The following is a 23,266-nucleotide window of genomic DNA, read 5'->3' as shown; positions in this document are numbered from 1 at the left end:
CGCAGAACATGACCATCGATCGCAAAGTGAAGGGCGTGCTGGGCACCAAGCTCGGCATGACCCAGTTGTGGGACGAGAACAACCGGCTCGTGCCGGTGACCGTCATCCAGGCCGGCCCCTGCGTCGTCACGCAGGTCCGCACGCCTGACAAGGACGGCTACTCGGCCGTTCAGCTCGGCTACGGCGCTGTCAAGGCCAAGTCGGTCAACAAGCCCGCCGCCGGCCAGTTCGCCGCAGCCGGCGTGACCCCTCGCCGCTATCTCGCGGAGATCCGCACCAGCGATGCCGCCGAGTACACGCTGGGTCAGGAACTCGGCGCGGACGTCTTCGCCGCCGACGAGATCGTCGACGTCGTCGGCGTGACCAAGGGCAAGGGCACCGCCGGTGTCGTCAAGCGTCACGGCTTCGCCGGTCTGCGTGCCAGCCACGGCGTCCACCGCAAGCACCGCTCGCCCGGCGGCATCGGCGCCTGCTCCACCCCTGGTCACGTGTTCAAGGGTCTGCGCATGGCCGGCCGCATGGGCAACGAGCGCAAGACCATCCAGAACCTCCCCGTCGTCGCGGTCGACGCCGACAAGGGGCTGATCCTCGTGCGCGGCGCCGTCCCCGGCAACAAGGGTGGTCTCGTCGTCGTGCGCAGCGCCGCCAAGAAGGGTGATGCCAAGTGAACGAGAACAGCACAGTCGACGTCCTCGACGCCAGCGGTACGAAGACCGGTTCCGCCGAGCTTCCCGGTGAGCTCTTCGACGTCCAGGCCAACATCGCGCTGATGCACCAGGTCGTCACCGCCCAGCTCGCCGCGGCCCGCCAGGGCACCCACTCGACGAAGACCCGCGCCGAGGTCTCCGGCGGCGGCCGCAAGCCGTGGCGCCAGAAGGGCACCGGTCGCGCCCGTCAGGGTTCGACCCGCGCCCCCCAGTGGACCGGGGGCGGTATCGTCCACGGTCCGGTGCCGCGCTCCTACGCGCAGCGCACGCCCAAGAAGATGATCGCCGCCGCCCTGCGCGGCGCCCTCTCCGACCGCGCCCGCGAGGGCCTCCTGTACGTGGTGGACTCGTTCGTCTCCGGCGAGCGTCCCAGCACCAAGAGCGCCGCCGCCCTCCTCGCCTCACTCGGCGACCACGGCCGCGTTCTGGCCGTGCTCGAGCGCACCGACGAGACCAACTGGCTCTCACTGCGCAACCTCGTCGGCGTGCACGTCATCAGCTGGGACCAGCTGAACGCCTATGACGTGCTCGTCGCCGACGCCGTGGTGTTCACCGAGTCGGCTCTTCAGGCCTTCATCGCAAAGAACACGTCCGCCAGGGCCGCCGCCGGCGCCGTGGCCGAGGATGAGGAGGACGCCAAGTGAGCGACTTCAAGATCCACGATCCGCACGACGTCATCCTCGCCCCGGTGGTGAGCGAGAAGACCTACGGGCTGATCGACCAGAACACCTACACCTTCGAGGTCAGCCCCAAGGCCAACAAGATCGAGATCCGTGAGGCCATCGAGGCCATCTTCGGTGTCAAGGTCAAGTCGGTCAACACCCAGAACCGGGCCGGCAAGCGTCGTCGCACGCGCTACGGCATCGGCCGGACCGCCAGCAGCAAGCGAGCGATCGTGACCCTGGCGGCCGACGACCACATCGACATTTTCGGGAACGCTCCGGCCGAGTGACCGGGAGCTGACGCGTAGACAAGGAACGAAGAAACCTCATGGCTATTCGTAAGTACAAGCCGACCACGCCGGGCCGTCGTGGCGCCAGCGCGTCCGACTTCAGTGAACTGACCCGCTCGCGGCCGGAGAAGTCCCTGGTGGCCCCGAAGCCGAAGACCGGTGGTCGCAACAACTCCGGTCGCATCACCACCCGGCACATCGGCGGCGGGCACAAGCAGGCCTACCGGCTGGTCGACTTCAAGCGGTATGACAAGGACGGCGTGCCCGCCAAGGTCGCTCACATCGAGTACGACCCCAACCGCACCGCTCGCATCGCGCTGCTGCACTACGCCGACGGCGAGAAGCGTTACATCATCGCCCCGCTGAACCTGGCCCAGGGCATGACCGTGGTCTCCGGACCCGACGCCGACATCAAGCCCGGCAACAACCTGCCGCTGCGCAACATCCCGGTCGGCACCCAGGTGCACGCCGTGGAGCTGCGTCCCGGCGGCGGCGCCAAGCTCGGCCGCAGCGCGGGCGCCGTGATCCAGCTGGTCGCCCGCGAGGGCAAGTACGCCACCTTGCGCATGCCCTCGGGCGAGATGCGCATGGTCGACGTCCGCTGCCGGGCCACGGTCGGCTCGGTCGGCAACGCCGAGTACTCCAACATCAACTGGGGCAAGGCCGGCCGCAACCGCTGGCGCGGCATCCGCCCGACCGTTCGCGGTGTCGTGATGAACCCGATCGACCACCCGCACGGTGGTGGTGAGGGCCGCACCTCCGGTGGCCGCCACCCGGTGAGCCCGTGGGGCAAGCCCGAGGGCCGCACCCGCAACAAGAACAAGGCCAGCAGCAAGCTGATCGTCCGTCGCCGCAAGTCCGGCAAGAAGCGCTGATTCAGGAGCAGTAGACAATGCCTCGCAGCTTGAAGAAGGGTCCGTTCGTCGACGAGCACCTGCAGAAGAAGATCGACCTGCAGAACGAGAACGGCACCAAGAACGTCATCAAGACCTGGTCGCGCCGCTCCATGGTCACCCCGGACATGCTCGGCCACACCATCGCCGTGCACGACGGACGCAAGCACGTCCCGGTGTTCATCACCGAGTCGATGATCGGACACAAGCTCGGTGAGTTCGCCCCGACGCGTACTTTCCGCGGCCATGTGAAGGACGACAAGAAGGCCCGCCGGCGCTGAGGCGCGGACCAGAAGGAATGAATTCGATGAGCAATAACAACGAACGGCCCAGCCGTCGTCTTGCCCTGCTCGGGGATCGCCCTGGCTCGTACGCCATTGCGCGTCACGTCCGGATGAGCCCCCGCAAGGTGCGCCGCGTCGTCGACACGGTGCGCGGGATGGACGTCAACCGGGCCATCGCCACTCTCCGCTTCGCCCCGCAGGCCGCGGCCGAGCCGGTCCGCAAGGTGATCGAGAGCGCGGTCGCCAATGCCGAGTCGGCCGAGGGGCTTCGCGCCGACGATCTCTACGTGAGCCAGATTTTCGTGGATGAGGGTGTCACCATGCGCCGCATCCGCGCCCGCGCGAAGGGTTCCGCCAGCCGGATCCTCAAGCGTGCCAGCCATATCACCGCGGTCGTCGAGCCCCACTCGGGCGACAAGAAGGAGGCCTGAGCATGGGACAGAAGATCAACCCGAACGGCTTCCGCCTGGGTGTGACGACCGACCACAAGTCGCGTTGGTACGCCGAGAAGCAGTACGCCGAGCTCGTGGGCGAGGACGACAAGGTTCGCACCTGGATCAGGAAGAACCTCGAGCGCGCCGGCGTCTCGTCCGTGGAGATCGAGCGCCGGTCGGACCGCCTGACGATCTTCCTCTACGCCGCACGCCCGGGCATCGTCATCGGGCGCAACGGCGCCGAGGCGGAGCGTGTGCGCGGCGAGCTCGAGAAACTCACGGGCAAGCAGATCCAGCTGAACATCCTCGAGGTCAAGAACCCCGAGACCGACGCCCAGCTCGTCGCCCAGGGCATCGCCGAGCAGCTCGGCGCCCGCGTGGCCTTCCGCCGCGCGATGCGCAAGGCCCAGCAGACCGCCATCCGAATGGGCGCCCAGGGCATCCGCATCAAGTGCTCCGGCCGTCTCGGCGGCGCCGAGATGAGCCGCTCGGAGGGCTACCGGGAGGGCCGCGTGCCGCTGCACACCCTGCGCGCCGACATCGACTACGGCTTCTACGAGGCCAGGACGACGTACGGGCGCATCGGCGTCAAGGTGTGGATCTACAAGGGCGACGTCACCGGCACCCGCGCCGAGCGTGCGGCCCAGAAGGCGGCCCGCCAGGCCGCTCCTGGGCGTCAGCGCAGCAGCCGCCGCCCGGGCCGCGGTGAGCGTTCCGGTCGTCGCCGCGCCGATGCCGCACGCGAGCAGGCCCCGCGCAGCAGTGCCGCCGCTGCCCCGGCCGAGGCACCCGAAACCCAGAACGCAGGAGCCTGACCATGTTGATTCCCAAGCGCGTCAAGTACCGCAAGCAGCACCACCCGAAGCGCCGTGGCATGGCCAAGGGCGGCACGCAGTTGGCCTTCGGCGAGTTCGGCATCCAGGCCCTCGAACCGGCCTACATGACGAACCGCCAGATCGAGGCCGCGCGTATCGCCATGACCCGTTACATCAGGCGAGGCGGCAAGGTCTGGATCAACGTCTACCCGGACCGTCCGCTGACCAAGCACCCCGCCGAGTCCCGCATGGGTTCGGGCAAGGGTACCCCCGAGTTCTGGGTCGTCAACGTCAAACCGGGCCGGGTGCTCTTCGAGCTGTCCGGCGTGTCGGAGGAAGTCGCCTCCGAGGCCCTCCGGCTGGCCATCCACAAGCTGCCCTTCAAGGCACGCATCATCAAGCGCGAAGCAGGTGAGAACTGACATGGCGAAGAACCGGAGCAACACCGCCGCCGAGCTGCGCGGGCTGTCCCGCGTCGACCTCAACGCCAAGGTCGTCGAGCTGAAGGAGGAGCTGTTCGCCCTGCGCTTCCAGGCAGCCACCGGCCAGCTTGAGAACACCGCACGTCTGCGCGAGGTCCGCAAGGACATCGCCCGCATCTACACGGTGCTGCAGGAACGCAACCTCGGCATCATCGAGGATCCTGATCGTGAAGGGGAGGTCGCGGAATGAGCGAGTCGGTCGAGCGCAACACCCGCAAGGTCCGTGAGGGCCTGGTTGTTTCCGACAAGATGGACAAGACGGTGGTCGTCGCCGTGGAGGACCGCGTGAAGCACCCCCTGTACGGCAAGGTCATGACCAAGACCGTCCGTTTCAAGGCCCACGACGAGAACAATGAGGCCGGGATCGGGGACCGCGTGCGCATCATGGAGACGCGCCCGCTGTCGGCCACCAAGCGCTGGCGTCTCGTCACCATCATCGAGAAGGCCAAGTAACCGAGACCCGGCGGTCATCGTGCCGGTGACGCCGCTGCTCCCTCTGGCAGAACCCAGAGGACAACTACGAGTCCGGCCAGGCCTCGGGGAGACCCGGGGAACCGGTCGGGCAGAGGAGAAGAAATGATCCAGCAGGAGACGCGACTGAAGGTCGCCGACAACACTGGTGCCAAGGAGCTCTTGTGCATCCGTGTCCTCGGCGGCTCGAAGCGTCGCTACGCCGGGCTCGGTGACACCATCGTGTGCACCGTCAAGGACGCCATTCCCGGTGGCAATGTGAAGAAGGGCGAGGTCGTCAAGGCCGTCGTCGTGCGCACCGTCAAGCCGCACCGTCGTCCCGATGGCTCCTACATCAAGTTCGACGAGAACGCGGCCGTCGTTCTCGGCGGTAACACGGGTGAGCCCCGCGGTACCCGTATCTTCGGGCCGGTGGCCCGCGAACTGCGTGACAAGCGCTTCATGCGCATCGTCTCGCTGGCTCCCGAGGTGATCTGACATGGCGAAGATGAAGCTGAAGAAGGGTGACCGTGTCAAGGTCATCGCCGGCAAGGACAAGGGCGCGGTCGGTGAGATCCTCGCCGTCTTCCCCGAGGACAACCGCGTGACGGTCCAGGGCGTCAACATCGTCAAACGCCACCAGGGCGACACCGCCGATCCCAACACGGGCCGTCAGGTCAAGGGCGGGATCATCTCGCGGGAGGCCCCGATCCACGCCTCCAACGTCCAGCTGCTCGTCAAGGACGGCGGCAAGGACGTCGTGACGCGCGTCGGGTCCAAGCGCGTGACCGTGACCAAGCGCCGCCCCGACGGCTCTGAGTACGAGGGCACCCGTGGTGTCCGCGTCGCCCGCAAGACGGGGGAGGAGATCTGATGGCCCGCACCAAGGACAACGCTCTCAAGGTCGCCGACGTGGCCGTTGCCACCGCGCCCCAGACACCGCGTCTGAAGGCCCGCTACCGCGACGAGATCCGCGCGAAGCTCCAGGACGAGTTCGGCTACACCAACCCGATGCTCATCCCCGGTCTGTCCAAGATCGTCGTGAACATGGGTGTCGGCGAGGCGGCGCACGACTCCAAGGTGCTCGACGGGGCGATCAAGGACCTCACGGCCATCACGGGCCAGAAGCCCATGGTCGTCAAGGCCCGCAAGTCGATCGCCCAGTTCCACCTGCGCGAGGGCCAGGCCATCGGTGCCTATGTCACGCTCCGCGGCGACCGCATGTGGGAGTTCGCCGATCGCCTGCTGACGCTCGCGCTGCCCAGGATCCGCGACTTCCGCGGCCTGAACAGCAACCAGTTCGACGGCAACGGCAACTACACCTTCGGCCTGACCGAGCAGGTCATGTTCCACGAGATCGACCAGGACAAGATCGACCGCGTCCGTGGCATGGACATCACCTTCGTGACGACCGCCAGGACCAACGAGGAGGGCAAGGCCCTGCTCAGGGCCCTCGGCTTCCCGTTCAAGGCCGTTGACGACCCGAAGGTCAAGAAGAAGAGCAGCGGTCCGCAGCGTGGCCGCAGGAGGAAGTGAGACAGCTCATGGCTAAGACCGCTCTGAAAGCCAAGCAGGCCCGCAAGCCCAAGTTCGCCGTGCGCGCCTACACCCGCTGCCAGCGCTGTGGCCGGCCGAAGGCCGTCTACCGCAAGTTCGGCCTGTGCCGCATCTGCCTGCGCGAGCTCGCCCACTCGGGCGACCTGCCGGGCGTGACCAAGTCGTCCTGGTGAGTCCCAGGGCTCACCCAACGACCCAGTGGCGGCGCGAGCCGCCGGCCGCCGCTCGGCACTGCGCCGAGGCAGGCGGGCTCCACACTCGACCACAACAGGTCCGGGCCCGACCCGGAAACCGTTGTGAGAAAGAGGCTGACAAGCCATGACTATGACCGACCCGATCGCAGACATGCTCACCCGTCTGCGCAACGCCAACCAGGCGTACCACGACGAGGCGAGCATGCCCAGCTCCAAGATCAAGGTGGGCATCGCCTCGATCCTGAAGCAGGAGGGTTACATCCTGGACTTCGCGGTCGCCGAGCCCCAGGCCGGTGAGGTGGGCAAGACGCTCACCCTCAAGCTCAAGTACGGCGATGACCGCAAACGCTCCATCGCGGGCCTGCGCCGCATCAGCAAACCCGGCCTGCGCGTCTACGCGAAGTCGAACCAGCTGCCCAAGGTCCTGGGCGGCATGGGCATCGCGATCATCTCGACCTCGCAGGGCCTGATGACCGACAGGCAGGCCCATGAGAAATCAGTGGGCGGCGAAGTGCTCGCCTATGTCTGGTGAACCGAACGAGAACAGGTAAGGAGAACAGGAATGTCACGAATTGGCAGGCTCCCCATCACCGTTCCGTCCGGTGTTGAGGTGACTCTGGCCGGGCAGGACGTGACCGTGAAGGGGCCGAAGGGCGAACTCTCGCGGACCATCCCGGAACCCATCACCGTGTCCAGGAACGACGAGGGCCAGCTGGTCGTCGAACGTCCCGACGACGAGCGCGTCAGCAAGTCGCTGCACGGCCTCAGCCGGACACTGGTCAACAACATGGTCATCGGCGTCACCGATGGCTACGAGAAGCACCTCGAGATCGTCGGCGTCGGCTACCGGGTCGTCGCGAAGAGCCCGACCCAGCTCGAGTTCGCGCTGGGTTTCTCGCATCCGGTCGTCGTCGACGCCCCCGAGGGCATCACCTTCGAGGTCATCACGCAGACGAGTTTCAAGGTGCACGGCATCGACAAGCAGGTCGTCGGCGAGGTCGCTGCGAACATTCGCAAGATCCGCAAGCCCGAGCCCTACAAGGGCAAGGGCGTGCGATACGCCGGTGAGCACATCCGCCGCAAGGTCGGGAAGGCTGGTAAGTGATCATGGCGGTCAACATCAAGCATCAGAAGCATCTCGCCGCCCGCAGGTCCTCCCAGCTGCGCCGCCAGAAGCGCGGCCGCAAGAAGATCTTCGGCTACCCCGAGCGTCCCCGCCTCGTCGTCACGCGCAGCGCCCGCCACATGGTGGCGCAGGTCATCGACGACGTCGCCGGTGTCACCCTCGTGTCCGCCTCCACCATGGAGCAGGACGTGCGAGCGCTCGACGGGGACAAGACGGCCAAGGCCGCCCGGGTCGGTGAGCTCGTCGGCCAGCGCGCCAAGGACGCCGGTATCGAGCAGGTCGTCTTCGACCGTGCGGGCAACCAGTACCACGGCCGTGTCGCAGCGGTCGCCGACGGCGCCCGCAAGGCGGGGCTGAGTCTCTGACGGAAGGATTAGGAAAAGCGATGAATACATCCCAGCGCGGCGCCACCGGCCGCCAGGGCGGTGACCGTCGCGGCCGTGACGACCGTCGGAGCCGCGACAAGCAGAGCGAGCGCAAGGACGAGTACCTGGAGCGCGTCGTCGCCATCAACCGCGTGTCCAAGGTGGTCCAGGGCGGCCGCCGTTTCAGCTTCACCGCGCTCGTCGTCGTGGGTGACGGTGAGGGCACGGTCGGCGTCGGCTACGGCAAGGCCAAGGAGGTGCCCGCGGCGATCGCCAAGGGCGTCGAGGAGGCCAAGAAGCACTTCTTCAAGGTGCCGCTGGTCCAGCGCACCATCCCGCACCCCGTGCAGGGGGAGAAGGCGGCCGGTGTCGTCATGCTGCGTCCGGCCTCGCCCGGTACCGGCGTGATCGCCGGCGGATCGGTCCGCGCCGTCCTCGAGTGCGCGGGCGTCCAGGACGTGCTGGCCAAGTCGCTCGGCTCGCCCAACGCCATCAACGTGGTGCATGCCACCGTTGAGGCCCTTCAGATGCTCGAGGAGCCCGAGCAGGTCGCCAAGCGCCGTGGCAAGTCCGTCGAGGACGTCGCCCCCGCCGCCCTGCTGCGTGCCCGCAAGGAATCGGAGGTGTCGGCCTGATGGCAGACCTGAAGATCACCCAGATCAAGTCGACCGTGGCCCAGAAGCCCGCCGTCCGCGCGAGCGTCAGGTCCCTCGGTCTGAAGCGAATTGGTGACACCGTCACGCAGCCCGATCGCCCGGAGATCCGCGGCATGATCCGCGCTGCGCGTCACCTGGTCACCGTGGAAGAGGTGAAGTGAGCATGCCGATCAAGGTTCATCACCTGCGCCCGGCGCCCGGCGCGAAGCACACCAGGAAGCGCGTCGGCCGTGGCGAGGCTGGCAAGGGCGGCAAGACCGCCGGCCGCGGCACCAAGGGCACCGGCGCACGCAAGAACGTGCCCGAGAGCTTCGAGGGCGGCCAGATGCCGATGCACATGCGGATGCCGAAGCTGCGCGGCTTCCAGAATCCCTTCAGGGTCGAGTACCAGCCGGTGAACGTGGCGCGGATCGCCGAGCACTTCCCGGCGGGCGGCGCCGTCGGCGTCGACGACCTCGTCGACGCGGGACTGGTTCGTGCCGGTAGGCCGGTCAAGGTGCTGGGCGACGGCGAGCTGAGCGTCAAGCTCGACGTCACCGCCGACAAGTTCAGCGCCTCCGCCAGGGAGAAGATCGAGAAGGCCGGCGGCAGCGTCACCGAGCGCTGAGCCGACGCGACAATGGCAGAGGAGGGCGGCCCCACGGGGCCGCCCTCCTCTGCTGTCCGCCGGCGCCCTGTGCCCGCCCTCGGGCGGGTCATGCCGGCAGGTCACCGTGCGCCGCCGGGTCTTTGATGGCATGCTTGCGCACCATGGGTGATGTCTTCGGCGGACGCTACGAACGTGTCGATGCCCTCGCGGGGAATCGTTGGAGGGTGTGGGACGACGAGCAGAAGGTCTACCTGGCCTGCGAGTTCGTCGACGACGCCCCGGGACCCCTGAGCGGGCTGCTCGCCCGAATCCCCACTACCGCGGCCCACCTGGCGGTACCCGTCGTCGTGGGCGGCGCGGCCGGGGGACCGGCGCTCGTCCTCAGCCCCCTGGTGGGCGGCCAGGTGCTCGGCGACCGGCTGGCCGCCCACGAACCCATCGACGTCGACAACGCACTCGAGATCACCGACCAGCTGCTGGCCGCCCTGACCGTGCTGCACGGCGCGGGGCTCGTGCATCGCGGCATCGCCGACCACGTCGTGCTGCTGTGCGCCGGGCGGCGTCCCCGCGTGATCCTCGGCGGGCTCGGCGGTGTTGCCGAAACCGCTGACGGCACGCGGGACACCCGGGGGCTCGGCGCCGCCGTGGGGACACCGGGGTACATGTCCTTCGAGGCCTTCTCCGGGGCCGCGCCGGATCCCGTCCAGGACCTCTACTCGGTGGGCGCCCTCCTGGTGCAGATGCTCACCGGCCGCCGGCCCTCGGCCGGCGCGGTGGCCCGTGGCGGGGCAGAGGTGCCCGCGCAGTACCGGGGCACCCCTGTCGGTGATTTCCTCGGGCACCTGCTGGCCACGGCCCCTGCCCGCACCGCCAGCGCGTCCGCCGCCCGCACGGAGCTGACAGCCGTCCGCGCCGCGCCGACCGCGCAGGAGCCCGCGAGCGGCCAGCGGGCCCGCTTCGCCGAGCCCTTCATCGTCGAGGACGCCACACCGGACCTGCCCCCGGAATGGGGGACGAACGGGCCTCTCCCGGCACGGGTCAGCGAACACCTCGTTCACGTCGTGAGAACCCCTGAGGCCGCGGATCCCGCCCGGCCCGCTGCGACGGCGGGGGAACGGCCCGCGGTGCGCGGCACGCCCGGGCGCTGGGCCCTGACCGGCGTCCTGCTCTGCGCCCTGGCCGCCGCGCTGCTCCTCGTGATGTGGCTGCTCGGCTGAGGCCGGTTCCGGGGCACCGGCCGGCCCGGTCGGGATCGATCCGGGGTGCCTCCAGCCCCACGGCGGCACCCGGTCAGATGATGTAGATCGTCACGGTTGAGCCCTTCGCGAGCTTCGTGTTGCGCACCGGATCGGTCTTCTGCACCCGGTTCAGGCGCACAGAGGCGTTCTCGTCGACGTACTTCTCCTCGACGGTGAACCCGGCGGCCTCGAGGATCGACCGGGCGTCGTCGATGGTGCGGGCGCGGACGTCGGGCACCGAGACCTCCTCGGCGCCGCTGGAGACCACCAGGTGGATCTCGCTGCCGGCCTGCAGCTGACCGCCGGCGGGGTCCTGCGAGATGACATGACCGACCTCGACCGTCGAGGAGGACTGCTCCTCGGTGGTGACCGTGAAACCGGCCTTCTCCAGGGCGCTCTTGGCCTCATCGGCCGGTTTGCCGGTGTAGTCGGTCACCTGGATCGGCGAGGGGCCCATCGAGACGACGAGGTCGACGGCCGTGTCGTGGACGACCTGGGTGCCCGCCTCCGCGCCGGCCGAGATGACTGAGCCGGCCTCAACGGTGTCGGAGTACTCCTGCGTCACGGTTCCGACGGCCAGGTGGGCGTCGAGGAGGGCCTGCACAGCGGCCTCCTGGGTCAGACCCGCCACGTTCGGCATCGTGTAGGTCTGCGGCCCGGCCGAGATGACGGCGTCGATCTGCGACTTGCGCTCGATCCTCGTGCCCGCCGTCGGATCGGTCGAGATGACCAGGCCGGCCTCGACGTCGTCGCTGTAGGCCTGCTCGAAGCTGACCGTCAGCCCGGCCTGCTGGGCGGCGCTGATCGCGGAGTCCTGGCTCATGCCGACCATGTCCGGTGTCTCGATGAAGCGCCCGGAGGTGACCCACCAGGAACTCACGCCGATGACGGTGGCCAGGACCAGGACGAGCAGGGTCGCGACGACGCCGCGACGGCGGCGGTGCACCGGGTCGTTGGCGATCTCCGGGAACAACGGCGTGCGCTGGCTGCGCGGGAGCGGGCTGCGCTGATGCCGCGGCAGCGGATGCGAGCCGGTCTGGGACAGGTGATCGCGGTAATCGACCGGGCTGACCGGCGCGGCCGGGCGCGAGGGCGAGTCGACCGGGTGCCAGCCGTCCGAGGGCGGGCGCGCCGGCTCGTCGTGGCGGTGACGTCCCTGCCGGGGATTCGCCCCGGCGGCCGACAGGCTCGTCACAGTCTGGCCGGCGGCGGACCGGACGCGGGTCGTGCGGGGGGCGGCCGAGGACACGGCGCGTTCCCGGCCCCGGGCCCTCGACGAGAGCCGGATCGGTTCGGTGTCGATGTGCACACTGCCGACGCGGACGTTCGCCCCCGACCAGGTGCGTCCTTCGCGCCACCCGGCGGGGTACATGACCATGGACAACGAGTCGTCCTTGGTGACACCCGCCGCCACGGCGGCGCGGGCGCGGCGCACCTTGGTGAGCAGGTCGTGCCCGTCGGCCGGGCGGCGATCGGGATCGCGGCGTGTGCACGCGATGACCAGTGCGTCCACGTAATCGGGTACGGGGGCGTGGCCGTTGCGGCGCAGCGTCTGCGACGGTGCGGGAACCGACTTGTTGACGTGCGCATAGGCGACCTGCAGGTTCTCGCCCGTGTAGGGCTTCTCACCGGTCAGCAGCTCGTAGAGCACGATCCCGGTCGAGTAGATGTCGGAGCGGGCGTCCGCGTGCGTCTGCGCGACGATCTCGGGCGGCAGGTAGCTGACCGTGCCGATGACGTTGCCCTTGGCCACGGTGATCGTCTTCGCGCTGGCGGCGCGGGCCAGCCCGAAGTCGGCGACCTTGATCTGGCCCTTGCTGCCGATGAGGACGTTCTCGGGTTTGACGTCGCGGTGCACCAGACCGGATTCGTGGGCGGCCGCCAGGGCGGCCGCGATGGGTTCGATGAGGCCGAGCGCGCGTTCGGGGTCGAACGGCGCCTCGCGCGTGATGAGGTTGCGCAGCGTGCAGCCCTCGATGAACTCCATGACGATGTAGGGGCGGCCGTCGTCGATCCCCTGGTCGAAGACACCGACGACGTGTGAATCGGTCAGCGCTGCCGCGGCCCGCGCCTCGCGGTCGAACTTGCGGGCGAAGTCGGTTCCCTGCGCCTCGTCGAGGTCATCGTGCATCACCTTGACCGCGACGATGCGGCCGAGCCGCAGATCCTGGGCACGGTAGACGGTGGCCATGCCGCCACGAGCCAGCTTCTGCAGGATCTCGTAGCGGTCATCCAGCACATGACCCACCAAGGGGTCAGCAGTGCCATTTCTGGTCACGGTGTCTGCTCCAAACACGGTCGGGGAAGGAAGGCCGTGTAAGCCTGTGAGCCAGTGTAAGACGTCGGGGCGGGCCAGGCCCAACGAAACACCTGAGAAAGATGATTCGCCGGGTGGGTGCGTCCAGGTCCGGCGGGGGATGCACCGGGATGATCCCCGGTGCAGACGGCGGGGCCAACGCCCGGCACGGGTCGGGACGCCGGGTCAGAAGTCGCGCACGAGACACGCCTCGATGAGGGCTGCCAGGGCGGTGCGTCCCTCGTCGGTGATCGCGAGCCGGTCCAGTGCGGCCCGGGCCAGCGCACCATCGGCGGCGATACGCGCCTCGACCCGGGCCCGGGCCCCGCAGTCGACGAGCAGCGCCCGGGCCCGGGACAGTTCGGCCTCGTCGAGAGGACGCCCGAGAAGGCCGAGGATCTGCGGCGCCGCCGTCTGCGCCTCGGCGATGAGTACTGTGCGCTTGCCCTCCCGCAGGTCGTCACCGGCGGGTTTGCCCGTGAGCGACTCGTCGCCGAAGACGCCCAGCAGGTCGTCGCGCAGCTGGAAGGCGCGTCCCAGGGGGGAGCCGAGTTCGGCGAGGGCGTCGAGCGTCGCCTGGTCGGCTCCGGCCAGGGCCGCGCCGTACTGCAGGGGACGGGTGACCGTGTACTTGGCCGTCTTGAACTCGACGACGCGTTCGGCGACGGCGATCGGATCCGTCCCGGTGGTCAGGCCGGCCTCCGCGGCCATGTCGAGGAACTGGCCTGCGTTGACCTCGGTGCGCATGTCGTCCAGCACGGGGTGCGCGGTGGTCAGCATGGCGGGGGGGAACCCCGATTCCCAGATCAGCTCATCGGACCAGGCCGCGAGCAGGTCACCGAGCAGGATCGCCCCGGCGCGTCCGAAGGCAGCCGGGTCCCCACTGCCCGCCTGCTCGGCGTGCATCGCCTCGATCTGGCGGTGAACGGCCGCCAGACCCCGCCGGGTGCTGGAGTCGTCGATGACGTCGTCGTGCATGAGGATCGCGACGTGCATCATGTCGAGGCTCGCGGCGGCGGCGACGAGCGGGGACGGGTCGGTCGGCTGACCGGCAACGGCCGCGTGCCCCCAGTAGCAGAAGGCCGGGCGCAGCCGCTTGCCGCCGGCGGTGAAGACGCGGGCCAGTTCGCCCAGGGGGGTGAGTGCCGGTGAGATCCGTGCCAGGCGCGCGCAGGCGCCGTCGAGGAAGCCGCTCAGACGCTCACCGATGGCGCCGCGGAAGGACGGGCCGGCCGGGTCTGCTGGATTGAACATGGGCATGGACACGCCCAGCAGCCTAACCGGTACCGGTAGGCTGAGAGGCGTGCAGCACGAGTACCGTCCCGATGCAGTGACGCCGCAGGATCGTCTGGATTTCCGTCCCGACGAGACCATCGCGCAGCTGCTCGCCCGAACCGATCGCCCAACCATCAGCGCCGAGTTCTTCCCGCCCCGCGACGACGAGGGGCAGGCCGTGCTGCACCGCTCCATCGAGCAGCTCGAGCCGTTGCACCCCGACTTCGTCTCGGTCACCTACGGTGCGAACGGCTCCAGCCGTGAACGCACCCTGGACGCCGTCCGTGACATCCTCGCCAGCACGCGGCTGCGCGTCATGGGTCACCTGACCTGCACCGGCCAGAGCGTCGACGAGCTGAAGGCCGTCATCGACGGCTACGGCGAAATGGGTGTGCGCCACATTCTCGCGGTTCGCGGCGACATGCCGGGCGGCCCGCTCGTGCCCTGGCAGCGGCACCCGCAGGGGCTGTCCAACGCCACGGAGCTGGTGGAACTCATCAAGAGCCGCGGCGAGTTCTGCGTCGGCGTCGGCGCCTTCCCCGACGTGCACCAGGGGTCGACCGCCGAGAACGACGTGCGGGTGCTGTGCGACAAGCAGGCAGCCGGCGCCGAGTTCGCCATCACACAGCTGTTCTTCCGCCCGGCCAACTACCGCCTGCTGGTCGAGCGGCTGCGCGCCGCCGGCTGCCGGATGCCCGTCATCGCGGGCATGATGCCGGTCACCACCATCAGGCAGGTGGACAAGTTCGCCGAGCTGTCCGGGGCGCCACTGCCCGAGGAGATGGTGGCCCGTCTGCAGTCCGTCGCGGACGACCCCGAGCAGGTGCGTCTCACCGGCGCGCAGATCTGCGCCGAACTGGCCCGCGAGCTCCTCGCCGATGGGGCACCCGGCATCCAGTTCTTCACTCAGAACCGCTCGGCGGCGACGCGCCGGATCCTCGCCATGCTGGAGGAGGGGCGCCGGTAGCGGACTGACCCGGATCCGGGCCGAGGCATGCGGCTCATGGCCGCGTGTCCGGGCTCAGGAATCGAGCCCGGTGCGCCAGGAGCCGGGAAAGGCGCCGGGGGTGATGTCGAGCGTGGTGAGCAGCTGGGTGGGGCGGGTCAGCGCCACGTAGAGCACCCGCGGGCCGCCCGGGGCCTGGTCGACGATCTCGTCGGGCGCGACGACCAGCGCCGCGTCGTACTCCAGGCCCTTCGCCTCGAGGGCCGTCACGACGAAGACGCGTTCATCCGAGTCCCCGAGGTCGAGCTCGGCGATCTCGGCGTAGCGCGACGGCGGCACGATGACGCCGACGGTGCCCTCGACCCGGGCGGCCAGGGCGGCCACCTGGGTGCGGATCTCCTCGGCGGCGCGGTCCGGTGTGCAGCTGAGCAGCCGCGGGTGCTCGCCGGTGCTGCGCACCGCGTTCGGCAGGTCGGCGTCGTCGATGAGACGGCGGATGTAGGCGCCGGCCAGGTCCATGACCTCGGCGGGGGACCGGTAGTTCGTCGCCAGACGGAAGGTGCGGTGGGGCGCGCGCCCGATGAGGTCGCGCAGGGCGCGTTCGCTCTGGCCGGCGTCCGGGTAGGAGCTCTGCGCCGGGTCGCCGACGATCGTCCAGCTGGCCTGCGGGCCGCGCCGCCTGATCATGCGCCACTGCATCGGCGTGATGTCCTGTGCCTCGTCCACGAGGATGTGCGAGTAGTTCTCGAGGGGTTCGTCGTCCTCACGGCGGTCGGTGAGCAGATCGGCCACCGTCACGAGTTCGGGCACGTCGGAGTCGACGAACAGCTCGGGCTCGGCGTCCTCGGCGAGCGGCACCGGCCCGAGGATGGCGTGCAACTCGTCGAGCAGCGGGATGTCGGAGACCGTCCAGGCCGGCCTGGGCTGGCCCGAGCCGGGCAGGTAGCCGCGGGCGTGGGCCAGGGACTGTGACAGCACGGCCTGCTCGTCGGGGTCGAGCAGGCCTCGCGCGACCTTGGCGAGCACCGACGGCTCGGCGAGGCGGGCGAGTGTCTGTTCGGGGCCGACGAGCGGCCACCAGGCGTTCATGAACATCCGCCAGGCGGCCTGCCCGGTGACACGATCGTCGAACTCCTCGCGGGGCATGTCCTCGATCTCGGCGGGACGACCCGCGTAGAGGGCATCGAGCAACGCCTTCTCGGCGGCGGGGCGGGCCTGGTTCATCGTGCGCTGTCCGAGCACCTGGGAACGGATGCCCGACAGGGTGCGGGCATCGGCCCTGAGGAACTCGCCCTTGACGCTGACCTTGAGGCTGCGCGCTGCCTCGGCGGCCAGGGGCTCGTTGCAGATGCGGCGCATCAGCTTGGCCATGACGAGCGAGCCCTTGAGGATCGCGGTCTCGGCGTCGTCCTGGCGATCGGTGCCCGTGCCCAGCACGTCCTGCGCGACCCGGCCGATGCTGCGCAGCGCCACGGCGTCCTCGCCCAGGCCGGGCAGGACCCGTTCGATGTAGCGCATGAAGACGTCGGAGGGGCCGACGACGAGCACACCGCCGCGCTCCAGGCGTTTGCGGTGCGTGTACAGCAGGTAGGCGGCGCGGTGCAGGGCGACGACGGTCTTGCCGGTGCCCGGGCCCCCGGCGATCATCGTGACACCCTGGTGGGGGGCGCGGATCGCCTCGTCCTGCTCGGCCTGGATGGTCGCCACGATGCTGCGCATGTGCGCGCCGCGGGCCCGTGACAGGGCCGCCATGAGCGCGCCCTCACCGATGATCACCAGATCGGACTGCGCCTCGGTGTCGAGCAGGTCGTCCTCGATGCCGATGACCTTGTCGTCGCGGCACCGCAGGACACGGCGGCGGATCACGCCCATCGGGTTCGTCGGGGTCGCGCGGTAGAACGCTGAGGCCGCCGGAGCGCGCCAGTCGATGACGAGGGGCTCGTAGTCGGCGTCGCGCACCCCGATGCGGCCGATGTAGCGGCTCTCGTCGTCCTCGCGCAGGTCGAGGCGGCCGAAGACCAGGCCCTCGTGCTCCTCGTCGAGAATCGCCAGGCGCCTGGCCGCCTGGTAGGCGAAGGCGTCGCGCTCGAACAGTGCCGTGCTGTTCTCCTCACGCAGCCAGTCGGCGCGGTCCGAGGTGAAGCGGGCGCGGGACTCGGCCTCGACGCTGCGGGCCTGCGCCTCCGCCCGGCGAAGGGCCTCGTAGACCCGGTCGACGTGCTGCTGCTCGACGGCCAGCTCAGAGGCCAGGGGCTCGGTGAGATCCTGGTGTTCGGATTCGCTCAACTGCATTCTTCCTCTGCCGGGGACCGACCAAGTTTACTCCACGATGAAAAGCCGCTGCTGTGGCCGGGGCCGACTGCTCGCGGGGTGATTTGACACTGCCGGGAGTGCCCCGCCTAGCATGGTTCTGCTTTCAATTGTCTGCGCACCCCCCGATCCGCGATGCTCCTGGGAAAGGTCGTCCTCATGTTGCGCAGTCACTCAAGACGGCGCCCGCTGGGTGCCGTGTTCCTCATTCTCACCCTGATGATCACACTCTTCAACGCGACTGTCCCCGCGCACGCCGATGATGTCGGCAGCTTCACCATCTTCGTAGACCCAGCAATCGGCAATGCGGGCGAGTTGACTCCCAAGTCTTTCACCTTCGACTACGAGTGCTCGAACACTGCCGGTGAGCCCACCGTGTCCGGTGTGCTGACGGTTGAGGTCGGCAGTGGTGTCACCATCACCGATGTGCCGATCGGGCAGTGCGATGCGTATCAGCGAGACGCCTCGGTGCCCGGCGCCGACCTGGGGTCGACCACGGTTGTGAGCAACCAGGATGTGATCTGGGAAGATATTGCCGGGGCCGAGTTCGATGTGACTGGGGGAAGGGACACGAGGATCACCGTGTGGAATGTCTACAGCCGGCACGGTACTTTCGAGGTAAGCAAGGTGATTGAAGGTATCGGGGACCAGTCTGTGGGGCCCTACGTCTTCACCTACACCTGCACTGATGGTCAGTCGGGCAGCCTCACCGTCCCGGGCGACGGCACGTCGGTCGAGGCCGGCACGACCTTCCCGAATGGTACCGAGTGCACCGTGGCTGAGGATCCCTCCTCTGCGCAGGTGCCTGGCTACTCGGTGGAAGTCCCACAGACCCAGACGGTGAAGATCCGGAATGAGACCTCGCAGCGGCTCTCGTTCACCAATGCCTATACCCGTGATGAGGGCGGTTTCTCGGTGGCGAAGTCGGTGACGGGTGCCTCCGCCGGTGACAAGGAGTTCACCTTCACCTATGACTGCACCGACGGACAGACCGGTTCGCTGACGGCCAGGGGTGATGGTGTGGCGGTGGTTGCCGGCGCGTCCTTCCCGCTGGGTACCGAGTGCACGGTCTCGGAGGACGCGGATGCGGCGCAGATCGACGGGTACACGCTGGACGTTCCGCAGGACCGGACGGTGACCGTCTCCGAGCGTGACCAGGTCGTCCCGGTCGAGTTCGAGAACGTCTACACGCCGGTCCCGGAGCCGACCCCGTCGGCCCCGGAGGAGAGCCCTTCGTCCCCGGAGCCCTCCGCGCCGGATCCGACGACCCCTGGCGAGTCCCCGGAGCCCTCCGCGCCGGCCCCGACCCAGACTCCTTCGGCGCCGGTGGAGACCCCTGAATCCTCTGCGCCTGTCACGAGTTCCTCACCCAGTGAGTCGGCCAGGCGGAGCTCGACGAGCCCGTCCGGTCTGCCCAGGACCGGTTCCGGTGCCGCCGGGCTCACGGCCGTCGCTGCGGCCGGCGCGCTGGCCGCCCTGCCGCTGCTGCGCAGGCGCCGCCGGTGACGGCACCCTGAAAGAGGTTGCGCGTTCCGTCCTCGGCGCCGGGCCACTGACTGCTTCGTCAGCGGCCCGGCGCCGTTGCACGTGGCTCGTCTCGGTGCGCTGTGGTGGCGGACGGCCGGGCCTCACCAGGGTCGCGAGGCCTCGAGTGATCCCGGTGCCCGGACCGGCTCACCCGCCATCACCCTGGGCCGATCACCGCTCCGGGCCACTCCGGAATGACGGGCTGATGCCACGGTCCACTGCCAACCGCTTGCCATGAGTTGACAGGACACCGACTCACCGGCGTATCATGTCGCAGCTTCATGCTGCTGCGCACCCCCGCCGCCGATGACCACCGGAAGGTTCATTGCCATGTCGCGCACCCGCTCGGTGCGGCGCCCGCTGGGTGCCGTATTCCTCGCACTCACCCTGATGCTCACCATCTTCAACACGACCCTTCCCGCCCGGGCCGAGGAGAACTCGGCCATCACCGTCTCGGGTCTGAGCCTGGTGCGGTCCACCGTCGGCGGCGAGAACCAGGACGGCAAGATCGAGGTCGGCGGCTACGCGAAGCTGTCCTTCACCTGGGACGCCACCAGGGCCAACGTGAAGAGCGGCGACTCCTTCTCGATCGACCTCGGCGCCAACTTCAGGAACCTCGATTTCCCCAAGACCACCCCGATGTCCATCCTCTACGACGGCGCCGAGAAACAGATCGGCAGCTGCGAACTGACGAGGACCCGTGTCGTGTGCACCTTCGACGGCACGGTCGACGAGCTCCGCAACTCGGGCTTCACCAGCTTCAGTGGCACGGGGCAGGCCCTGCTCGTCGCCACGACGAGCACGACGAGCCAGACCGCGAACATCACGGCGAACGGTGTCGTCACGGCCGTCCAACTGCCCGCGGGCGGCGGCATCCCCGGACCCGACTACGGCCGATGGGGCTCGCTGTCCAAGTGGGGCGGCGCCATCGCCGAGAACGCCACCAGCGTGCAGTGGGGCATCAACTTCAACACCACCAGCCTGACCCAGGACACCGGGATGGTCTTCGACGGCTCGACGAACCAGACCCTCACCTTCACCGACACCCTCGGCGACGGCATGACCTTCTCCACCGACCTGACCACGGCACGGCTCCTACTGCGCAACAGCGCCACCGACCCGGCCCGCGAGGCGGGCGACCCGATCGTCAACGCCGCCGGTGAGGACCTGAGCAGCGCCTACGGCGATTTCGACATGACGATGACCACCGAGGGGAGCACCGCCACCATCACGGTGACCGGTCCCTTCGCGCCCGAGACCAACTACTTCATCGTCTACAACGCTGATTTCCCGGGTGGCAGCGTCGTCAAGGGCTTCCAGTACCAGAACAGCGTCACCCTCCAGGGCCTGAACCAGACACGCAGCGCGGAACGCTATTACGTCGACTCCTTCTCGATCTCTGTCGAGATGGCGGCCGGTTTCGGCGGCTTCGACGTCACCAAACTGTTGCGCGGCAACGGCGCGAGCAGCGTGCCCGACGGAACGAGCCTGACGGTCGCCGTGAACTACGAGCTGCCCGCTGCGGCCTCGGCCTACGAGGGCTGGACGGCTCCCGGCACGCTCAACGCCGACCGCAGAACCGGCACCACGACGATGACGGTGCGAGTCGGCCAGAAGACCCCGTACCCGAGCACCTTCCCCGCCGGTACCCGGATCACCCTGGAGGAGGACACGTCAACGGCCTCGCCGGCCCCCGACGGCTACGCGTGGGGCGATCCCGTCTTCACCATCGGCAACCGCACCACCAACACCCTGACGATCGGCGACCAGACCTCCGTCGCCGTCAACCTGAGCAACCAGGTGACCGCCCTGGGCACGTTCTCGGTGACGAAGTCGGTGTCGGGTGTCTCGGCCGGTGACAAGGAGTTCACCTTCACCTATGACTGCTCTGATGGTCAGACCGGTTCGTTGACGGTCAAAGGCGACGGCGCGGCGGTCACGGCCGACAGATCCTTCCCGCTCGGTACTGAGTGCACGATCTCGGAGGACACCTCGTCTGCGGAGGTGCCAAACCACGCACTGGACGTGCCGCAGGACCAGACAGTGACGATATCGGACGCGATGACGCCGATACCGGTCTCGTTCACAAATAACTACACCCGTAATGAGGGTGCACTCCTTGTGAGGAAGCTGGTCACCGGTGATTACCAGGCCTCGTCCGCTGAGATGTTCACCGTCAATTACCGCTGTGACGATGGGTCGGAGGGTTCGCTTGATGTGCCAGGTGACGGCTCCGAGGTACTCAGCCCGAGACTGCCGGCCGGTATCGTATGCACGATCACCGAGGACGCCCACAGCGCAGAGCGCGATGGCTACGTGGTGGCGACGAGTTACTCGGACACATCCGTGGTCATCTCAGGAAGTGCTGCGCTCCTGCTGACGGTGACGAATGACTACACCCGGCTGGTCGGCGGGTTCACCATCGCGAAGAGCGTTGACGGCGACGGGGCCTCACTCGCGCCTCGGGCGTTCGCCTTCGACTACGACTGCGTCGATGAGGCCGGTGAGCCGACGCGGTCCGGATCCGTGGCGGTCGAGGCCGGTACTGCTGCCAGCGTCACCGATGTGCCGGTCGGCCGGTGCACCGTGACCGAACGTAACGCCGAGGTGATCGTTGCTGACCAGGAGACGCGTCTGACCGTGGATGGCCAGGAGGCCTCTGGTCCGAGCGTGAGCTTCGATGTGACCGATGGCGCCGAGATCGCGGTTGCCGCGACCAACACGTACACCCTGCACCGCGGCACGTTCTCCGTGGCGAAGTCGGTGTCGGGTGTCTCGGCCGGTGACAAGGAGTTCACCTTCACCTATGACTGCTCTGATGGTCAGACCGGTTCTCTGACGGCCAAGGGCGATGGCAGGGCGGTCACGGCCGACGCGTCCTTCCCGCTGGGCACCTGGTGCACGGTCTCGGAGGACGCCGATGCGGCGCAGATCGACGGGTACACGCTGGATGTTCCGCAGGACCGGACGGTGACGATCACCGAGAAGGATCAGGTCGTTCCGGTCGACTTCGAGAACGCCTACACCCGCGACGAGGCCACCTTCTCGGTGGCCAAGCAGGTGACCGGTGACTACCAGGCCTCGCCCTCGGATGCGTTCACCGTGAACTACAGCTGTGACAATGACGCGACGGGTTCGCTGGTGGTGCCCGGCGATGGCAGCGAGGTGTCCGGTCCGAGGCTGCCGACCGGGACCTCGTGCACGATCACCGAGGACGCCGGCAGCGCTGAACGCGCCGGTTTCGCGGTGGCGACACGGTACTCGGACACGACGGTGACCATCGCCAAGGGCGAGAATCCCGTCCTGACCGTGACGAACGACTACACGCGGCTGGTCGGCGGCTTCACCGTCGCGAAGACCGTTGACGGCGACGGCGCCTCACTGGCTCCCACGTCATTCACCTTCGACTACGACTGCACCGATGAGGCCGGGGAGAGCACCGTGTCCGGCGAGCTGACGGTCGGGGCCGGAGCGACTGCTAGCGTCACGAACGTGCCGGTCGGCCGCTGCACCGTGACCGAGCGCGACGCCGAGGCCGCCGGCACCGACCTGGCGGCGATCCTGACCCTTGATGGTCAGGAGGCCTCGGGTCCGAGCGCGAGTTTCGATGTGGTCAATGGCGCCGAGATCGCGATCGCCGCGACGAACACGTACACCCTGCACCGCGGCACGTTCTCCGTGGCGAAGTCGGTGTCCGGCGCCTCGGCTGGTGACAAGGAGTTCACCTTCACCTATGACTGCACCGACGGTCAGACCGGTTCGCTCACCGTCCCGGGCGACGGCACGGCGGTCACGGCGGACACGTCCTTCCCGCTGGGTACCGAGTGCACCATCTCCGAGGACGCGGATGCGGCGCAGATCGACGGGTACACGCTGGACGCTCCGCAGGACCGGACGGTGACCGTCTCCGAGCGTGACCAGGTCGTCCCGGTCGAGTTCGAGAACGTCTACACGCCGGTCCCGGAGCCGACCCCGTCGACCCCTGACGAGACCCCGGAATCCTCCACTCCGGCTCCCGAGCCCTCCACCGGTGAGTCACCCAGGAGACACTCGACGAGCCCGTCCGGCCTGCCCAGGACCGGTGCTGGTGCGGCAGGACTCACAGCGGCACTGGTCTGCGTGGTGGCCGCTGTGCCGCTCCTGCGCAGGCGTCGTCGGTGATGAGCCGCT

27 protein-coding genes are annotated in these 23,266 nt (G+C 68.7%); 24 read left to right on the top strand and 3 right to left on the bottom strand.

The features are described 5' to 3' along the window. Window positions 1–8 precede the first annotated feature (8 nt). The 21 genes from rplC (at window position 9) to PROPJV5_RS08215 (ending at window position 10,721) form a co-directional block, all read left to right on the top strand. Window positions 9–668: a 50S ribosomal protein L3 gene (rplC, locus tag PROPJV5_RS08315; RefSeq protein WP_119716007.1), complete on the top strand. Its 660-nt coding sequence runs from the start codon at window positions 9–11 to the stop codon at window positions 666–668. Further along, window positions 665–1,351 (top strand): 50S ribosomal protein L4, encoded by a 687-nt coding sequence (rplD, locus tag PROPJV5_RS08310; protein ID WP_119715896.1) that lies wholly within the window; start codon window positions 665–667, stop codon window positions 1,349–1,351. Before rplC ends, rplD begins: the two co-directional genes overlap by 4 nt. Continuing rightward, window positions 1,348–1,659, top strand: coding sequence for a 50S ribosomal protein L23 (rplW, locus tag PROPJV5_RS08305; RefSeq protein ID WP_119715895.1), 312 nt, complete (start codon window positions 1,348–1,350; stop codon window positions 1,657–1,659). The genes rplD and rplW overlap by 4 nt, the downstream gene beginning before the upstream one ends. A 38-nt stretch (window positions 1,660–1,697) precedes the next feature. Then, window positions 1,698–2,534: a 50S ribosomal protein L2 gene (rplB, locus tag PROPJV5_RS08300; RefSeq protein ID WP_119715894.1), complete on the top strand. Its 837-nt coding sequence runs from the start codon at window positions 1,698–1,700 to the stop codon at window positions 2,532–2,534. Window positions 2,535–2,551: 17 nt separating this feature from the next. Then, entirely contained in the window at window positions 2,552–2,833 is a 282-nt protein-coding gene (gene rpsS, locus PROPJV5_RS08295) for a 30S ribosomal protein S19 (protein ID WP_119161014.1), read from the top strand. Between the two features lie 26 nt (window positions 2,834–2,859). Further along, a complete protein-coding gene (rplV, locus tag PROPJV5_RS08290) occupies window positions 2,860–3,267 on the top strand; it encodes a 50S ribosomal protein L22 (protein ID WP_119715893.1) in 408 nt (135 codons plus the stop codon). A gap of 2 nt (window positions 3,268–3,269) precedes the next feature. Next, complete coding sequence (gene rpsC / locus PROPJV5_RS08285) at window positions 3,270–4,085, top strand: 30S ribosomal protein S3 (RefSeq protein ID WP_119715892.1); 816 nt, start codon at window positions 3,270–3,272, stop codon at window positions 4,083–4,085. A gap of 2 nt (window positions 4,086–4,087) precedes the next feature. Continuing rightward, on the top strand, window positions 4,088–4,507 hold the full coding sequence (gene rplP, locus PROPJV5_RS08280) for a 50S ribosomal protein L16 (protein WP_119715891.1): 420 nt from the start codon (window positions 4,088–4,090) through the stop codon (window positions 4,505–4,507). Between the two features lies 1 nt (window position 4,508). Beyond that, a complete protein-coding gene (gene rpmC, locus PROPJV5_RS08275; RefSeq protein ID WP_119715890.1) occupies window positions 4,509–4,757 on the top strand; it encodes a 50S ribosomal protein L29 in 249 nt (82 codons plus the stop codon). Next, the gene (rpsQ, locus tag PROPJV5_RS08270; RefSeq protein WP_119715889.1) at window positions 4,754–5,020 is read left to right on the top strand and encodes a 30S ribosomal protein S17; all 267 of its coding nucleotides are present in this window, start codon (window positions 4,754–4,756) and stop codon (window positions 5,018–5,020) included. Before rpmC ends, rpsQ begins: the two co-directional genes overlap by 4 nt. A 123-nt stretch (window positions 5,021–5,143) precedes the next feature. Then, the gene (rplN, locus tag PROPJV5_RS08265) at window positions 5,144–5,515 is read left to right on the top strand and encodes a 50S ribosomal protein L14 (RefSeq protein WP_119715888.1); all 372 of its coding nucleotides are present in this window, start codon (window positions 5,144–5,146) and stop codon (window positions 5,513–5,515) included. A 1-nt stretch (window position 5,516) separates the two neighbouring features. After that, on the top strand, window positions 5,517–5,891 hold the full coding sequence (gene rplX / locus PROPJV5_RS08260; protein ID WP_119715887.1) for a 50S ribosomal protein L24: 375 nt from the start codon (window positions 5,517–5,519) through the stop codon (window positions 5,889–5,891). Then, window positions 5,891–6,553 (top strand): 50S ribosomal protein L5, encoded by a 663-nt coding sequence (gene rplE, locus PROPJV5_RS08255; protein WP_119715886.1) that lies wholly within the window; start codon window positions 5,891–5,893, stop codon window positions 6,551–6,553. Before rplX ends, rplE begins: the two co-directional genes overlap by 1 nt. A gap of 8 nt (window positions 6,554–6,561) precedes the next feature. Beyond that, a complete protein-coding gene (locus PROPJV5_RS08250) occupies window positions 6,562–6,747 on the top strand; it encodes a type Z 30S ribosomal protein S14 (protein ID WP_119715885.1) in 186 nt (61 codons plus the stop codon). Window positions 6,748–6,892: 145 nt separating this feature from the next. Continuing rightward, window positions 6,893–7,300 (top strand): 30S ribosomal protein S8, encoded by a 408-nt coding sequence (rpsH, locus tag PROPJV5_RS08245; protein ID WP_119715884.1) that lies wholly within the window; start codon window positions 6,893–6,895, stop codon window positions 7,298–7,300. 30 nt (window positions 7,301–7,330) lie between these two features. Next, entirely contained in the window at window positions 7,331–7,873 is a 543-nt protein-coding gene (gene rplF, locus PROPJV5_RS08240) for a 50S ribosomal protein L6 (RefSeq protein WP_119715883.1), read from the top strand. Between the two features lie 2 nt (window positions 7,874–7,875). After that, window positions 7,876–8,259, top strand: a complete 384-nt coding sequence (gene rplR / locus PROPJV5_RS08235) for a 50S ribosomal protein L18 (RefSeq protein ID WP_119716006.1) — start codon at window positions 7,876–7,878, stop codon at window positions 8,257–8,259. 20 nt (window positions 8,260–8,279) lie between these two features. Beyond that, window positions 8,280–8,894 carry a 30S ribosomal protein S5 gene (gene rpsE, locus PROPJV5_RS08230; RefSeq protein WP_119715882.1) on the top strand — a complete coding sequence of 205 codons (615 nt, stop codon included), beginning with the start codon at window positions 8,280–8,282 and terminating at the stop codon, window positions 8,892–8,894. Continuing rightward, on the top strand, window positions 8,894–9,076 hold the full coding sequence (rpmD, locus tag PROPJV5_RS08225) for a 50S ribosomal protein L30 (RefSeq protein WP_119715881.1): 183 nt from the start codon (window positions 8,894–8,896) through the stop codon (window positions 9,074–9,076). The genes rpsE and rpmD overlap by 1 nt, the downstream gene beginning before the upstream one ends. A 2-nt stretch (window positions 9,077–9,078) precedes the next feature. Beyond that, window positions 9,079–9,522, top strand: a complete 444-nt coding sequence (rplO, locus tag PROPJV5_RS08220) for a 50S ribosomal protein L15 (RefSeq protein ID WP_119715880.1) — start codon at window positions 9,079–9,081, stop codon at window positions 9,520–9,522. 143 nt (window positions 9,523–9,665) lie between these two features. Next, window positions 9,666–10,721, top strand: coding sequence for a protein kinase domain-containing protein (locus tag PROPJV5_RS08215; RefSeq protein WP_182858647.1), 1,056 nt, complete (start codon window positions 9,666–9,668; stop codon window positions 10,719–10,721). A gap of 73 nt (window positions 10,722–10,794) precedes the next feature. Here PROPJV5_RS08215 and PROPJV5_RS08210 read toward each other — a convergent pair whose 3' ends face one another. Further along, window positions 10,795–12,981: a Stk1 family PASTA domain-containing Ser/Thr kinase gene (locus PROPJV5_RS08210; RefSeq protein ID WP_119715878.1), complete on the bottom strand. Its 2,187-nt coding sequence runs from the start codon at window positions 12,979–12,981 to the stop codon at window positions 10,795–10,797. A gap of 243 nt (window positions 12,982–13,224) precedes the next feature. Continuing rightward, entirely contained in the window at window positions 13,225–14,298 is a 1,074-nt protein-coding gene (locus PROPJV5_RS08205; protein WP_119715877.1) for a polyprenyl synthetase family protein, read from the bottom strand. 43 nt (window positions 14,299–14,341) lie between these two features. Here PROPJV5_RS08205 and PROPJV5_RS08200 point away from each other — a divergent pair, with 43 nt between their 5' ends. Beyond that, window positions 14,342–15,280, top strand: coding sequence for a methylenetetrahydrofolate reductase (locus PROPJV5_RS08200; RefSeq protein WP_239018439.1), 939 nt, complete (start codon window positions 14,342–14,344; stop codon window positions 15,278–15,280). Window positions 15,281–15,334: 54 nt separating this feature from the next. Here PROPJV5_RS08200 and PROPJV5_RS08195 read toward each other — a convergent pair whose 3' ends face one another. Beyond that, entirely contained in the window at window positions 15,335–17,545 is a 2,211-nt protein-coding gene (locus tag PROPJV5_RS08195; RefSeq protein ID WP_239018438.1) for a HelD family protein, read from the bottom strand. A 243-nt stretch (window positions 17,546–17,788) separates the two neighbouring features. Between PROPJV5_RS08195 and PROPJV5_RS08190 the strand changes: the two genes are divergently transcribed. Next, window positions 17,789–19,075, top strand: coding sequence for a DUF5979 domain-containing protein (locus PROPJV5_RS08190; protein WP_147385406.1), 1,287 nt, complete (start codon window positions 17,789–17,791; stop codon window positions 19,073–19,075). 351 nt (window positions 19,076–19,426) lie between these two features. Further along, entirely contained in the window at window positions 19,427–23,257 is a 3,831-nt protein-coding gene (locus PROPJV5_RS08185; protein WP_119715873.1) for a DUF5979 domain-containing protein, read from the top strand. The last annotated feature ends 9 nt before the right edge of the window (window positions 23,258–23,266 follow it).

Origin of the sequence: Propionibacterium ruminifibrarum, from assembly GCF_900289195.1 — a bacterium.
GTDB classification, from domain to species: domain Bacteria; phylum Actinomycetota; class Actinomycetes; order Propionibacteriales; family Propionibacteriaceae; genus Propionibacterium; species Propionibacterium ruminifibrarum.
The sequence above is the reverse complement of the archived record's forward strand: the minus strand, read 5'-3'. Positions and strand labels throughout refer to the sequence as shown.

Coding starts and splice junctions, on each gene's coding strand:
- rplC (WP_119716007.1), top strand. CDS start 9: ATGACCATCGATCGCAAAGTGAAGGGCGTGCTGGGCACCAAGCTCGGC.
- rplB (WP_119715894.1), top strand. CDS start 1,698: ATGGCTATTCGTAAGTACAAGCCGACCACGCCGGGCCGTCGTGGCGCC.
- rpsS (WP_119161014.1), top strand. CDS start 2,552: ATGCCTCGCAGCTTGAAGAAGGGTCCGTTCGTCGACGAGCACCTGCAG.
- rplV (WP_119715893.1), top strand. CDS start 2,860: ATGAGCAATAACAACGAACGGCCCAGCCGTCGTCTTGCCCTGCTCGGG.
- rpsC (WP_119715892.1), top strand. CDS start 3,270: ATGGGACAGAAGATCAACCCGAACGGCTTCCGCCTGGGTGTGACGACC.
- rplP (WP_119715891.1), top strand. CDS start 4,088: ATGTTGATTCCCAAGCGCGTCAAGTACCGCAAGCAGCACCACCCGAAG.
- rpmC (WP_119715890.1), top strand. CDS start 4,509: ATGGCGAAGAACCGGAGCAACACCGCCGCCGAGCTGCGCGGGCTGTCC.
- rpsQ (WP_119715889.1), top strand. CDS start 4,754: ATGAGCGAGTCGGTCGAGCGCAACACCCGCAAGGTCCGTGAGGGCCTG.
- rplN (WP_119715888.1), top strand. CDS start 5,144: ATGATCCAGCAGGAGACGCGACTGAAGGTCGCCGACAACACTGGTGCC.
- rplX (WP_119715887.1), top strand. CDS start 5,517: ATGGCGAAGATGAAGCTGAAGAAGGGTGACCGTGTCAAGGTCATCGCC.
- rplE (WP_119715886.1), top strand. CDS start 5,891: ATGGCCCGCACCAAGGACAACGCTCTCAAGGTCGCCGACGTGGCCGTT.
- PROPJV5_RS08250 (WP_119715885.1), top strand. CDS start 6,562: ATGGCTAAGACCGCTCTGAAAGCCAAGCAGGCCCGCAAGCCCAAGTTC.
- rpsH (WP_119715884.1), top strand. CDS start 6,893: ATGACTATGACCGACCCGATCGCAGACATGCTCACCCGTCTGCGCAAC.
- rplF (WP_119715883.1), top strand. CDS start 7,331: ATGTCACGAATTGGCAGGCTCCCCATCACCGTTCCGTCCGGTGTTGAG.
- rplR (WP_119716006.1), top strand. CDS start 7,876: ATGGCGGTCAACATCAAGCATCAGAAGCATCTCGCCGCCCGCAGGTCC.
- rpsE (WP_119715882.1), top strand. CDS start 8,280: ATGAATACATCCCAGCGCGGCGCCACCGGCCGCCAGGGCGGTGACCGT.
- rpmD (WP_119715881.1), top strand. CDS start 8,894: ATGGCAGACCTGAAGATCACCCAGATCAAGTCGACCGTGGCCCAGAAG.
- rplO (WP_119715880.1), top strand. CDS start 9,079: ATGCCGATCAAGGTTCATCACCTGCGCCCGGCGCCCGGCGCGAAGCAC.
- PROPJV5_RS08215 (WP_182858647.1), top strand. CDS start 9,666: ATGGGTGATGTCTTCGGCGGACGCTACGAACGTGTCGATGCCCTCGCG.
- PROPJV5_RS08205 (WP_119715877.1), bottom strand. CDS start 14,298: ATGCCCATGTTCAATCCAGCAGACCCGGCCGGCCCGTCCTTCCGCGGC.
- PROPJV5_RS08190 (WP_147385406.1), top strand. CDS start 17,789: ATGATCACACTCTTCAACGCGACTGTCCCCGCGCACGCCGATGATGTC.
- PROPJV5_RS08185 (WP_119715873.1), top strand. CDS start 19,427: ATGTCGCGCACCCGCTCGGTGCGGCGCCCGCTGGGTGCCGTATTCCTC.